This is a genomic window from Thermophagus sp. OGC60D27 (assembly GCF_052400625.1).
Classification (GTDB): Bacteria; Bacteroidota; Bacteroidia; order Bacteroidales; family Marinilabiliaceae; genus Thermophagus.
Window position 1 is genome coordinate 23,691 of sequence record NZ_JBQTGH010000011.1, and the last position, 13,232, is coordinate 36,922.

The 13,232-nt window shown below is 45.7% G+C and carries 9 protein-coding genes; 3 read left to right on the top strand and 6 right to left on the bottom strand.

Features of this window, described 5'->3' with window-relative positions:
• Window positions 1-339 precede the first annotated feature (339 nt).
• Window positions 340-2,742: a TonB-dependent receptor gene (locus tag ACT29H_RS13580; RefSeq protein WP_444822186.1), complete on the top strand. Its 2,403-nt coding sequence runs from the start codon at window positions 340-342 to the stop codon at window positions 2,740-2,742.
• Here ACT29H_RS13580 and ACT29H_RS13585 read toward each other — a convergent pair whose 3' ends face one another.
• On the bottom strand, window positions 2,743-3,909 hold the full coding sequence (locus tag ACT29H_RS13585; RefSeq protein WP_444822187.1) for a metallophosphoesterase: 1,167 nt from the start codon (window positions 3,907-3,909) through the stop codon (window positions 2,743-2,745). It abuts the gene before it with no gap.
• A 93-nt stretch (window positions 3,910-4,002) separates the two neighbouring features.
• Window positions 4,003-4,821, bottom strand: a complete 819-nt coding sequence (locus tag ACT29H_RS13590) for an SDR family oxidoreductase (RefSeq protein WP_444822188.1) — start codon at window positions 4,819-4,821, stop codon at window positions 4,003-4,005.
• 297 nt (window positions 4,822-5,118) lie between these two features.
• Between ACT29H_RS13590 and ACT29H_RS13595 the strand changes: the two genes are divergently transcribed.
• Window positions 5,119-5,478: a hypothetical protein gene (locus ACT29H_RS13595; RefSeq protein ID WP_444822189.1), complete on the top strand. Its 360-nt coding sequence runs from the start codon at window positions 5,119-5,121 to the stop codon at window positions 5,476-5,478.
• A 79-nt stretch (window positions 5,479-5,557) separates the two neighbouring features.
• Here the strand turns inward: ACT29H_RS13595 and ACT29H_RS13600 are convergent, their stop codons facing one another.
• Window positions 5,558-7,720, bottom strand: coding sequence for a S9 family peptidase (locus tag ACT29H_RS13600; protein ID WP_444822190.1), 2,163 nt, complete (start codon window positions 7,718-7,720; stop codon window positions 5,558-5,560).
• A 220-nt stretch (window positions 7,721-7,940) separates the two neighbouring features.
• On the opposite strand from ACT29H_RS13600, the gene ACT29H_RS13605 reads away from it, so the two are divergent.
• The gene (locus ACT29H_RS13605; RefSeq protein WP_444822191.1) at window positions 7,941-10,433 is read left to right on the top strand and encodes a helix-turn-helix domain-containing protein; all 2,493 of its coding nucleotides are present in this window, start codon (window positions 7,941-7,943) and stop codon (window positions 10,431-10,433) included.
• A 246-nt stretch (window positions 10,434-10,679) separates the two neighbouring features.
• Here ACT29H_RS13605 and ACT29H_RS13610 read toward each other — a convergent pair whose 3' ends face one another.
• From ACT29H_RS13610 to ACT29H_RS13620, 3 genes are all read right to left on the bottom strand, one after another.
• Complete coding sequence (locus tag ACT29H_RS13610) at window positions 10,680-10,925, bottom strand: hypothetical protein (RefSeq protein ID WP_444822192.1); 246 nt, start codon at window positions 10,923-10,925, stop codon at window positions 10,680-10,682.
• Between the two features lie 173 nt (window positions 10,926-11,098).
• A complete protein-coding gene (locus ACT29H_RS13615) occupies window positions 11,099-12,385 on the bottom strand; it encodes a Gfo/Idh/MocA family protein (RefSeq protein ID WP_444822193.1) in 1,287 nt (428 codons plus the stop codon).
• A gap of 14 nt (window positions 12,386-12,399) precedes the next feature.
• A complete protein-coding gene (locus tag ACT29H_RS13620) occupies window positions 12,400-13,218 on the bottom strand; it encodes an FAD:protein FMN transferase (RefSeq protein ID WP_444822194.1) in 819 nt (272 codons plus the stop codon).
• Window positions 13,219-13,232 lie beyond the last annotated feature (14 nt).

The following is a 13,232-nucleotide window of genomic DNA, read 5'->3' on the forward strand; positions in this document are numbered from 1 at the left end:
TTGAATCTAAAATTTTTCAGGTCGAAAATCAGCGGCTGAAATTGAATCTAAAATTTTTCAGGTCGAAAATCAGCGGCTAAAATTGAATCTAAAATTTTTTAGGTCGAAAACCAGCGGCTGAAATCGAATCTAAAATTTTTTAGGTCGAAAATTGACGACCCAAATAGGATCTGAAAATTTTAGAGTAAGTATCAGAAGCCGGAGGTTTAGTCGTCAGTATCAGAGGTTGAAAGTATAAGTCCCTATTTATATTCAATGATATCGCGCTATTTAGTATCTTTCTTCTGAGCACAGCCTGAAGTCTTCTAAAAACTAATTTATTTTCTGTATATTTATTTCATGAGTTATAAGAGAATAGTAATATTATTGTTATTTGCCGTTCAGGGTTGGATGGTGATGGGCCAGACATCGGTTCTTCGCGGACTGGTAAAAGATGCCTATACCAATGAGCCGCTGCCGTTTGTCAATATCATCATTGAAGGTACCACCATAGGCACCACCACCAATGAGGCCGGAGCGTTTGTTTTTGAAGGTTTGGAGCCCGGTTTCATTCGTTTGCAACTGTCGTCAATCGGTTACGAACGGTTGCTGTCGGAAGAGATCAATATTTCTGCCATCCGCTCCAATTATGTGGAGATTTCGATGGTGCAAAAAAGTACACAGCTGGAGGAGGTGCAGGTAAGTGCCGGTGCTTTTGTGCGTAAGGGCGAAACGCCCGTATCGTTGCGAAGAATAGGCATCGAACAGATTGAAAAGAGTGCCGGTGCATCCCGCGACCTGGCCAAGGTGCTTCAGAGCTTTCCCGGTGTGGGCGCCAATGCGTCGTTTCGTAATGATCTGATTGTTCGGGGTGGCGGGCCATCAGAGAATCGCTTCTTTCTCGATGGGATAGAAATACCCGTGTTGAATCACTTTTCCACACAGGGCGCCTCGGGTGGATCGGTGGGGATCCTGAATGTGGATTTTATTCGGGAGGTGGATTTTTATTCCAGCGCTTTTCCTGCCGATCGAGGCAATGCCATGAGTTCGGTCTTTGAGTTTAAACAAATTGATGCCAATAAGGATAAGCCTGGCTTTAAGGCTACGCTGGGCGCTTCAGAGTTGTCATTGTCGACCAACACGCCACTGGGCAAGAAAACGGGTGGTTTGTTTTCCGTTCGTCGTTCATATCTGCAGTTTTTGTTTGATCAATTGGGGCTACCCTTTTTGCCGTCGTTTACCGATTTCCAGTACCGCACCAAAACCCGCTTTGATTCAAAGAATGAGTTAGTCCTGCTGGGGGTCGGGGCAATAGACCGGTTTAAATATAACCCATCACCCGATCCTACCGAAGAAAACCAATACATCCTGGAATATCTTCCGGCCTTTGAACAATGGAACTATACGGTGGGAGCATCCTTTAAGCATTTTATGGACCAAAACTATGTTGAGGTGGCCTTAAGTCGCAGCCATCTCAATAATCGGATCAATAAATATCAGGATAATGAAGAGGATAACCCCGATAAACTGCTGAATGATTACGTGAGCGATGAGATCCAAAACCGGTTGCGGATGGAGTTGTACAGCAATCCGGGGCGCGTGACGCTTCGGGCCGGACTGTCGATGGAGGGCATTTCTTATTACAACCGAACCTATACGCGGGTTTTTAGAGATGAGCTACCCATGGAGATCAACTACCGCACCGACATGGATTTTTTCAGTTACGGTGTTTTCGGGTCGGTTTACAGTACCTTTGCCGACGAACGCCTCGATGTGCGGCTGGGACTGCGGATGGATGCCAATACCTACAGCGATGAAATGAATAATTTGATGGATCAGCTGAGTCCGCGGATCACTTTGTCGTACCGGATTATCCCCGAGCTAAGTTTAAATTTCAATGCAGGAAGATATTTTCAGTTGCCACCTTACACAACCATGGGTTTTCGAAATAATGCGGGAGAGATGGTCAATAAAGAGAATGGGCTGTCCTACATTCATTCCGATCACTTGGTGGGAGGGATGGAGTGGCGCCCCAATAATTCGACCCGTTTGAGTGTGGAAGGCTTTTGGAAAAGGTATCGCAACTATCCGTTTTCGGTTACCGATTCGGTGGCGTTGGCCAGTAAAGGTGCCGACTATGGCGTGCTGGGCGATGAGGAGGTGACCAGCTCTGCCGACGGACGCACCTATGGCGTGGAATTCCTGGTACGTCAGAAATCGGCCAAAGGGTATAGCTACATTCTGGCCTATACCTGGGTGAACAGCCAGTTTACCGACATTAACGGGAATTATGTGCCCTCCTCGTGGGACGCCGGACATTTGCTGACCCTTACTTTTAACAAATCCTTTTCCCGGCACTGGGACTTCGGCCTGAAATGGCGTCTGGCAGGAGGATTACCCTATACGCCCTACGACAAAGAGCGGTCGGAGTTGGTGGCTGCCTGGGATGTGCAGGGACGTGAATACCTCGATTACAGTCGTTTTAACCAAAATCGGTTAGATCCTTTTCATCAGTTGGATCTTCGCGTGGATAAAACATGGATTTTCCGAAACTTTTCACTGGGGGTCTACCTCGACATTCAAAATGCCTACAACAAAAAGAACGTGGAAGCCCCTAAGCTGATACAAGTTACCGACGAAAACGGAAATCCGGTGATTCAAAATCCGGAGGCTCCCGAAGCGGAACAACGATATGAGCTGAAAGAGCTGGCCACCTCTTCCGGGACGGTGTTGCCCACCATTGGGATAATCCTGGAATTTTGATTATTTGCCCGCGTTAAATTTCAAGGTCAACACCACCACCTCTGGACGATTGCCCGTACGTACCGGCGGTCCCCAGGTGCCAAAACCCGTACTCACATAAAAGTGGGTGGACCCTTTTTGCTTATATCCCCGGCTCACCTCATATATTCGGTTGGTGATATAGCCAAAAGGCCACAGTTGACCGTGGTGGGTATGCCCCGATATCTGAAGGTCCACACCGGTATTGGCCACTTTGTCTAAATGATAGGGCTGGTGATCCAGCAGAATAACGGGTTTGGTGGTATCTACAGTTGGAAGCAACTCTTCGATGGTTTTTCTCTTTTTTCCTGTTCTGGAAGGGGCACTTCGATCTTCTCTGCCAATGAGGTAAAAAGCATCATTGATGAAGACATTCGTGTCGCGTAATACCCGGATGTTGTGTTGTTCGAGGTATTGGATGGATGGTTCTCCGCCACCGATGTATTCATGATTGCCGGTGCAGGCGTAGATCCCCATCGGGGCGCTAAGTTGACTGAGTGAGTCACCAAGATTTTGGCGAATGACGGGGCCTACGTCTTCGTCGAGCACATCGCCGGCCAACAGGATGATGTCAGGATTCAACGCATTGACCGTACGAACCAGTTTGCCTGTTTTTCGCGGACCAATGATGGTGCCCAGATGGATGTCGCTGACGGCTACAATGCGCAGGCTGTCCATGCCTTCCACTTTTTTAGGGATATCCAGACTGAGGTGAACCGTTTTGGGATACCAGGCATTGAGATGTCCTGCCATCACCACCAAAAAGGTGATGGAAGCGACGATCAGACCCGTTCTGAATTTAAACAAGGGATAATTTTCGCCTGAAAGTTTGCGGATAAAGGGGAGGACCAGGTCGATGATGCGTGTCAGGTCGATCAGAAGCAGTTGCAATGTGGCGTAAAGCATCACGGCAAACCAAAAAGCACCCAGCCAGTGAAGTGAGACCACCAAAGGATTGTACATGCTTTTTTCTAATGTGCGGCCAACCAGGTAGGAAAAGGTGGCGACAATCATAAACGCAATAAACCAGGGCCGCACCCGGGGAAAGGCTTCCAGGGCCTGGTAGCCTCGCAGAGTCAGGTAAAAATTAACAAGAATTTGAACCGATATTACTATTGTAAAGAACACGATGAACTGACTTTTTTCCATTTTTACGATTGATGAGGTGTTTTGTGAATTAAACAGATTAAAAGTAACCGACAGATGCGCCGATTGTTTTTTTAAGCTGCTTTAAACAAAACATTAAATGTTGGTTATTACGCGAATAATTTTTTGAAACCAGGAAAGGGGTAGCAAACGATAAATAAACAAATAGACATGCACCTGAAAGCCCGGTTTATATCTTAATTTTCTTCGTTTTGAAACGGCTGCTTTAAAGATGGTTTTGGCCACTACTTTAGGGGCGGAGGCATATTTGAAGGTGATGTTGTAGAAATGGGCAACCTTTTGCGAAATGGCAATGTACTTTTCATGGTCAGGAGGCATAATATCTTCTTTGGATCTTCCATAAAATTCGGTACATACGGGGCCCGGTTCGATGAGTCGCACTTTAATATTAAAAGGACGAACCTCGAAGTAGAGACTTTCGGTAAACCCTTCGATGGCATATTTGCTGGCGTTATAGAGGGAATAGAGGGGCAGCCCCATCCTTCCGGCCATGGAGGAGAGGTTGATAATGGTCCCTTCTCTTCTTTCGCGCATCAGCGGAAGAAGGGCTTTTATCACTCGCAAGGTTCCCAAAAAATTGGTGTCGATTTGTCGAATAATCTGATCGTCATTGGCCCCTTCAAAGGTTCCCAGGGTGCCGTAACCCGCATTGTTGATCACCACCGCTATGCCGTCCAGATCATCCCATGCTTTTTGAATGGTCTCATCAACGATGTGAGGCTGGGTGACATCGAGGCGATAGATGGCCACCCCCGGAAGATCTTTTAGTTGGCCGGCTCTGGATGTATCTCTCATGGTGGCGGCAACTTTCCACCCCTTATGGGCAAAATAGCTGACTGTTTCTTTTCCTATACCGGAAGAAGCTCCCGTTATTAATACTGTTTTGCGCTTCATGAGAATGAGTTAAGTTTTTTGTCAGAGAAATATTCTTTAACCTTGCACCTGCGGCCCCAAAAAAATATTGACCAAACCGAAGTGCCGGTTGAGTAATTATAACTGCTTGACTTTTTTGATTTAGGAATTAAAGATAATCAAACCATTTGATTTGATTGGTTATTTTTGGGCGTTTTGTAGATTCTGAATATCGGCGTTGGCTCGAACAATAGCCGCCTGCCTTTTGTTGGTTTCAAATAATCAGATCGGTTTGCGCCGGAATCATTGAAGAGGTATTGTTAAATAATATTGAATGCTATGAGAATAAAATATCTGTTGTTTATAGGATTAGGGTTGGTGCTTTTTTCTTTAGGATTGCGTGTGTTTGGGGTGGAATGGTATTATTTTATTCTGATTCCCGGAATAACGCTTAAGGTCATTTATTTGGTGATCGGCTTGCTGAATGGCACGCTGGCTGCCGGCCGTTATCTGGCCCTGCTGTTTGTGGGTATCGGCATGGTTGGTGCCGGAGGATATCTGAAGAATGTCCTACCTGATGAAGGGCCCGGTTTTTGGATGATGATGACCGGTTTTCTGCTAAAAGGTATATCTATTGTATTAATGGTTGTGGTAGGCCGTCGTCGTCGCTTGCAGACAGAGAGGGTTATGGAATCGTAAAAGGGCGGGGAACCGGATTTTTTGGTAAATCCTTTGTTCCCCGTGCCATTGATTATAGATGATTTATGCGTTTTTGTTTTTACTCCTTAAGCCAGTGATCGAGCCAGTCGAAAAATTCGCGCTGCCACAAGATTCCATTCTGAGGCGAAAGCACCCAGTGGCTTTCTTCGGGGAAGAATAAAAAGCGTGAGGGAATCCCCCTTAACTGTGCCGCATTAAAGGCGGCCATGCCCTGTGTGTAGGGAATCCTAAAGTCTTTGCCGCCATGAATAACCAGTATGGGGGTGTCCCATTTATCGACAAAGAGGTGAGGTGAAAAATCGTATCTCTTGTCCGGCATTTCCCAGTAAGGCTTTTTCAAATCCCAGTTAACGAAGAACATCTCTTCGGTGGTGGTGTACATCATATCCTGATTAAATACCCCGCAATGAGAGATGAAAGCTTTAAACCGTTTGTTATGGTTGCCGGCCAGCCAGTAGACGGAGTAACCTCCATAGCTGGCACCTACGGCCCCTAATTTATTTTGGTCCACAAAGGGCTCTTCGGCCATGGAATCGATAGCGCTTAAATAATCCAGCATGTTTTGTCCGCCATAATCGCCACTGATCTGTTCGGTCCATTCACGTCCGAATCCGGGTAGTCCTCGTCGATTGGGAGCTACTATAATATAATCGTTGGCCGCCATCATCTGGAAGTTCCATCTGAAACTCCAAAACTGGCTCACACTGCTTTGGGGGCCGCCCTGGCAGTATAATAGAGTGGGATATTTTTTGCCGGGGTCAAAATTGGGCGGATAAATAACCCAGGTGAGCATTTTTTTATTGTCGGTGGTGGTGATCCATCGTTTTTCCACTTTTCCCATGGTGAGCTTATTCAAAATAGGCTGATTAACCATGGAGATGTTGATGGCCGATCCGTCGATGGAATTAACGGCATAAATTTCTGTGGGACTGCTCATACTCATTCGGGTGGCAATCAGTTGTCCTCCGGCAGGAATAACGGAGGTGTAGTTATGTTCCCCGGCTGTGATTTTATGAATGTCCCCGCCCGGTAAATTGATTCGGTAAATATCTTCGGTGGCGTGTCGGTTACTAATGAAAAAGAGGGCGTCGCCCATTAGATTCCATACGGGACTGTGAATGTCTTGATCGAGGTTGGCGGTGTAATCAATCACTTTTCCCGATTCCAGATCTTTGATCATCAGCCGGTTTTTGTCGGCTTCGTAGCCGTCGCGCGGCATGCTTTCCCAGGCCATCCTAAGACCGTCGGGTGAAAAGACAGGATTTTTGTCATACCCGGGCATTCCTTCGGTTAGATTCTGGGTGGCTTGGGTCTTCAGGTCGTAAAGATATATGTCGGAATTGGTTGAAACAGCATACTCTTTTCCCTTGAGTTTTTTGCATGTGTAGGCAATTTTTTGTCCGTCGGGGGTCCATGAGATTTGTTCCATGCCTCCAAAGGGTTTCAGAGGGGTGTCGAAGGGTTCCCCCTCCATGATATCTGTGGCTTCGGTAATCAAATGATCCTGTTGATAGGGTGCCACAAAGATGTGGCTGTATTTATAGTCGTGCCAGTGATCCCAGTGTCGGTACATCAAATCATCTTCAATGCGCGCATTCACTTTGGGCAGGTCGGGGTATTTTTCGGCAGGTGTTTCGTCCAGCTTTACCTCTTTCAGCACCAGCAGATGTTTCAGGTTGGGCGCGTACTTGTATCCTTTGATTCCATCCGGGAGGTCGGTGATTTGAATAACATCTTTCCCGTCGGGAAGCATTTCGAAGAGCTGGTAGGTGCCGTATTTATTACTGATAAAGGTGATCTTTTTCCCATCGGGGTGCCAGGATACATCAGATATGGAGAAATCAGGTTTGTCGTCTGTTTCGATCGATACCTTTTTTTTATTTCCCCAAGTGAGGCTTAGCGATAATAAGCTTGGTTTTTGGAATTGGGGGACAACTTGTTGTTTTTCCGAGCCGTCCAGGTTGGAAATGAATAGGTTTGTGTGGAATGAGTTTTTTTCAATGTCGGGCCAGGAAACGGTGTAAAGGATTTTTTTATGGTCGGGCGAAACTTTGACATTGCCGATTCTGCCGAACGACCATAATATTTCTGGCGTCAGGATTCCGCTTTTTACCTCAACTTTTTCGGGACTGAAAACAGGTCGAATAAATGACTGGGACTTATCGTTACAGCCTGTCATAAACCCCAGGCCTGCAAGAATGAGAGATGTCAGTTTTTTCATGGTTAGTATGTAAATGGATAGTCAATTTAATAAAATTTGTTGGATATGAGGATGATTGGTGGAATTAAGGTGTGCAAAAATAAACAGATTTTTTGGTTTCACACAATGAGGGGGTTAAAGGAGAATGTTCGGATAAACCGTTGTTTTTCGGGTAATAAATTGAAAAATCGCGTGGTAACCTATAATTTTGAAGGTCGCAATAATAAAAAATAAAGGTGCTATGAATGACCGGATCAATCCGGAGCTAAAAATTGCCAGAGAATTTGTAGAATTCACTCAACGTAATGTTTTTCTGACCGGAAAAGCGGGAACGGGAAAGACAACCTTCCTGCGTCGATTGAAAAAAGAGTTGCCCAAACGGATGGTGGTGGTTGCTCCTACCGGTGTGGCGGCCATTAATGCCGGGGGAGTAACGATTCACTCTTTTTTTCAGCTTCCATTAGGTCCATTGCTGCCGGGCTCTACCAACCGGTCGGGAAAGGAAGGACGATCGACTTTTCGGTTCAGCCGTCAAAAAATTGACATCATCCGGACTTTGGATCTTCTGGTTATCGACGAAATTAGTATGGTGAGAGCGGATCTGCTGGACGGTATCGATGAGGTGTTAAGGCGTTACCGTAAGAGCAGTAAGCCCTTCGGAGGAATTCAACTGTTGATGATCGGCGACCTTCAACAACTCGCACCGGTGGTGAAACCGGAAGAATGGGCGTTGTTGAAAAACCATTATGATTCGTCATTTTTCTTTGGTAGCAGGGCTTTGCAACAGACCGGTTATGTGACGATAGAACTGAAATATGTTTATCGGCAGCAGGATGAAAAATTTATTGAAGTGCTCAATATGATTCGGGATAACCGGCTGAATCAGGAAGGACTAGACCTGCTGAATGCCTGTTATCGGCCCCAGGTGTTGAAAAATCCCGAACAAGGGTATATTACCCTGACGACTCATAATTATCAGGCGCGAAAGATCAATGATTCGCGGCTGGATAAACTGCCCGGAAAAGCCAGAAAATTTGTGGCCCGGGTGGAAGGGAATTTTCCGGAGAGCAATTACCCTACCGATCCGGAGTTGTTGCTTAAGGTTGGTGCTCAGGTGATGTTTATTAAAAATGATTCGTCGGGAGAAAAGCTTTATTACAACGGAAAAATCGGGGAAGTAACCGGTTTTTCGGATGATGCCATACTGGTGACATGCGATGATCATCCCCAACCCATTGAGGTGAAACCCGATCGGTGGGATAATGTTAAATACATTATTGATGACGAGACCAAAGAAATTCAGGAGAATGTGGAGGGGGCCTTTATTCAGTATCCGCTGAAAACGGCATGGGCCATCACCATTCACAAAAGTCAGGGGCTCACTTTCGAAAAGGCCATAATTGATGCCAATGCAGCCTTTGCTCATGGTCAGGTGTACGTGGCTTTGAGCCGTTGTAAATCGCTTGAAGGATTGGTGTTGACAAAACCACTGGATGTATCGGCGCTGAAAACCGATACCGAAGTGATGGCGTTTGTTCGACAAGTGGAAGAAAACCCTGTGGATGATGCGACGCTGACGCGTTCCAAATACGAATTTGGGCTGACCGTTTTGACCGGAATGTTTGACTTTGACATTTTGAGCCGGCAATTGGGCTATCTGATGCGGCTGATAAATGAAAACAAAGGAGCCCTGGGAGAGGATCTTAATTCTACATTGGGGGAAATGAAAAGGTTGGTTGAGGATACGCTGAAGCCGGTAGCTGAAAAGTTTATCCTTCAGCTAAAACAACTGATGCAAGAAAACGAAGATGTAACCAACAACGTAGTGTTACAGGAACGGTTAAAAAAAGCCTGCACGTGGTTTTATGACCAAATGAAGTCGGGTCTGTTGGAACCTTATGGAAGCTTTAGCATCGAGACCGATAACAAAGATTTTCGGAAGATGCTGAAGCAAGCGTTGGATCGGCTGGGTAGTGAACTGCAGGTAAAAGGTGAGGTGTTTCTCTCCTGTCGGGACGGGTTTACGGTGCGGAAATATCTGGAAGTGAGAGCTAAAGCCATGTTGGACGAGACTTCTTCAAAGGTAAAAACCATGGGTGGGGGCAAAGCGGTGAATGTGTCGGTGGCCCATCCGGAATTATATGCCCGCTTGAAGAGCTGGAGGGATGATATGGCTGAAAAAGCAAATGTTCCGGTATATATAATTCTTCAGGTTAAATCCATGAAGCATATTGCGGACCGGCTACCTGCTTCGCTGAGAGAATTGAAAACCATTCCCGGACTTGGAAAAGCAAAATTGGAAAAATATGGCCCTAAAGTTCTTGAGATCATTCAGGCGTATTGTAAAGAGAAAAAACTAACACTGGTTGAAACCGATTCCGAAGAAATAGAACCCCCAAAAAAGCCCAAACCCAATACCAGAGAAATTACATTTCAACTGTTTAAAAAGGGGAAAAGTATTGAAGAGATCGCGGCAGAACGTCATCTGACGGTCGGTACCGTTTACAACCATTTTTGCCATTATGTGCGCAATGGGGAGGTGAATGTTTTTCAATTTGTACCTTCCGAAAAGGTGAAGCCGGTCGTCGAGTGGCTGGAAAAGAATAAGGTTGAAAGTTTAAGTGAGATCAAGAAACATTTTGGAGAGAAGATCTCGTGGGATGAGCTTCGGCTCATTATCAGCCATATGGCATACCTGAAAGATGAAAATGGTTTAAAATCAGATTCCCGCTAGGGGGTGTTAAAAGAAGGACCATTCACGACAAGAAGAGAATTTCATTTTCAATTTGCCAGTTTGTGGGGTCCATGAAACATGCTGATGAAGTCAAAGGGCGGGGGCCTTTAAAGATTGTTTCTTGCTTGCAGGAACTCTGTGACGCCCCGGTGAGATGGCGTGAAACAAAATTTCATACAGTGCGTCACAAAGAAGGCACCAGGGATCACAGAGCTGCTTGACATCCATTTTCCGTTCATCTTTTTTTCAGCTTTTCGATCTTTTCCGAACCAGATAACGGATCAACAGGAGAAGGCCCCTCAAGAGCCATAAAACTCCGTAGATGAAAAAACTCAGAACGATGACATATCCTGCTTTGGTATAAAGTTCATGCCAGCTGGTGGAATAAATGAGGATAGCATAAACGTTTAGCCCGACAGCGGCAACCAGGCAAAGAAGCCAGATGACCAATTCTCTTTTTAGTTGTTGAGAGGTTATTATAATGTTCTTCATGCGTATGTAATTTATCTAAAACATTGGACCAATGAACCTCGCATGGCTTGTCTGTATTATATACATCTCTTTTTGGGGCAAACATCGCTATGCTCATTTCATTGGTCTTTAAATTGTCTAATATTAAAATATTAGGTTTGCAGAGGATGGGAAAACTTGTATTTCAAGGTGTTTCATACTTTATATTCTTCGGGCAATGTTACTTTTTCTCCTGTATCAATGGCTATTTCGCCCAGAAGGGTCCAGATACTGGCATTGTAACCCTCAAGGATTAGTTTTTCCGGGGCTTGCCCTTTCCTTATATATTGGATAAATCCTTCCAGTTGAAGTGCCGAGTCATAGAAGTCTGTCTCCTCGACGATTGGTTCACCCTGATATTTTACTGCCGTTTCGGGGATCCAGCTTGCCCCGCCAATATTGACTTTTTCAAAGAAGCCGGATTCTATGTCGTTAAGTAGTTGAAGGATTCCGGGTGCCGGCGGTGGGGTCTCAGAATAATAGCGGTTGGTTTCGAATTCAATGGTTCCTTTGTGTCCCAAAACTTGTTCTTCCAGCCCGTATTTTTTGTTGCTGATCATCGAGTCGTAGATGAATTGCACGCCGTTATCGTAGGAATAGATCAAGGCGATATTATCCTCAACTTCTCTACCGTCTTTCCAGAAAACAATACTTCCGGTTCCGGTCACCGATACGGGCGTTTTTTGCAATGCCCAGTTGGCTACCTGAATCTGGTGTGACATCAATTCGGTGAGTAGTCCGGCCGAATATTTTTTATACAACCGCCAGTTGATGAATCGTTCCATCTTTTCGGTATCATCGGGTACTTTTCGTCGCCAGTCGTTGTTGCGATGCCAATAGGCGCGAATTTGTCCGATTTGTCCCAGTTCACCGTTGTGAATGCGTTTCATTCCTTCCAGATAAACGGGATTGAAAACCCGCTGATGGCCCACCTGTAATATTCTACCGGTTTCTCGGTGCGCATCGTACATGGCTTTGGTTTCCTCCAAGGTGCGGGCCATTGCTTTTTCGCAAAATACGTGAATGCCTGCCTTTAAACAATCGATGGTGAGGTGTGCATGTTGGTGCAAAGGTGTCGTAATAATTACGCCGTCGGGCTTTTCCTTGGAAATCAGATCCTCATAATTAAGATACGATTTGACTTTAAGGTGGTTTTTATTGCACATATTTATCGCCATGTCGAGGTGAGGTTGGTAGACATCGCAAAGAGCGCAAATCTCCATGTTGGTGGTTTTTGCTATGCGGAACAGATGTCGAAGCAACTGTTTGCCTCTGCTTCCCGTTCCGATCACTGCCAGACGGACTCTGTCGGAAGGGTTCTTTCCAATGGCAATATTCTCCGAAAAGGCATTCAGCCAAGGGGAGGCTGCCAAGGTGGCAACAGACCCGGTGCGTGCCATTTTTTTTAAAAAATCTCTTCGTGTATGGTATTGGTTTGTCATTCGTAATGATTTATTCAATTAGTGACCTTTAAAACCCTGTATTTCTTTATTTTAAAATGATCGGTTATTTCGCGGTGTTGCTCTTCCGGTGCAACGATCAGGGCCGTGGACAGCACTTCTGCATCGGCAGCGGTAGGTGACTGAACACAGCAGAGAAGGGCCTCTTGTACCGGCTCATTTTTTCGGTTGTCCCATATATGGGGTTGTTGTTGGTTGCCGGCACGGGTAGAGCTTACAGATACAGCGTCATCATTGAGCTTCCAGACTTCATCCTTCCGTTGTGAGGCTTTCAAGGAAAAGGGCCAGAAGGTGCCGTGGGGATGGCTGCCCCGGGTAAGAATGGAACTGCCGCCAAAGCTGATAAAGGCATTGGTTATTTCCATTTCTTTCAGGATGATTGCCGCCAAATCCAAAGCCCATCCTTTCCCGACGCCACCAAAATCAAGAGACACCGCTCTTTGCAGAAAGCGAATCCGACAATCTTCGCGGTTTACTTCTACCAATTCTTCCGGATCACCAATGGAAGAGAACGAGGAATGCGCAATCGGATGATTGCTTTTTAGAGATGAATAAAATGTTCCTCCGAAAATATTAAAATAACCATTGGTCAGTCGATAATAGCTACAACCTCGAAGAATGTATTCAGCCAGCAAAGGATTAACTGAAGTCATGCCTTGGTGGGCCTCACGATTTATCCGAAACGTTTCTGCATTGGGGGCGTGTCGGTCAAGAAGTTCTTGAAGCGTTTTAATTTCCCTGATGATTGTTGTGGCAGCCAATTCAGCGCATTCCTGATCCACCCCATGGAAGATAATATCCAAAGAGGTGTTCATCAGGAATGCGTTGG

Excerpts from the sequence above, each read along its gene's own strand:
- ACT29H_RS13620 (WP_444822194.1), bottom strand. The coding sequence starts at position 13,218 with ATGAACACCTCTTTGGATATTATCTTCCATGGGGTGGATCAGGAATGC.
- ACT29H_RS13590 (WP_444822188.1), bottom strand. The coding sequence starts at position 4,821 with ATGAAGCGCAAAACAGTATTAATAACGGGAGCTTCTTCCGGTATAGGA.
- ACT29H_RS13610 (WP_444822192.1), bottom strand. The coding sequence starts at position 10,925 with ATGAAGAACATTATAATAACCTCTCAACAACTAAAAAGAGAATTGGTC.
- ACT29H_RS13605 (WP_444822191.1), top strand. The coding sequence starts at position 7,941 with ATGAATGACCGGATCAATCCGGAGCTAAAAATTGCCAGAGAATTTGTA.
- ACT29H_RS13595 (WP_444822189.1), top strand. The coding sequence starts at position 5,119 with ATGAGAATAAAATATCTGTTGTTTATAGGATTAGGGTTGGTGCTTTTT.
- ACT29H_RS13585 (WP_444822187.1), bottom strand. The coding sequence starts at position 3,909 with ATGGAAAAAAGTCAGTTCATCGTGTTCTTTACAATAGTAATATCGGTT.
- ACT29H_RS13580 (WP_444822186.1), top strand. The coding sequence starts at position 340 with ATGAGTTATAAGAGAATAGTAATATTATTGTTATTTGCCGTTCAGGGT.
- ACT29H_RS13600 (WP_444822190.1), bottom strand. The coding sequence starts at position 7,720 with ATGAAAAAACTGACATCTCTCATTCTTGCAGGCCTGGGGTTTATGACA.
- ACT29H_RS13615 (WP_444822193.1), bottom strand. The coding sequence starts at position 12,385 with ATGACAAACCAATACCATACACGAAGAGATTTTTTAAAAAAAATGGCA.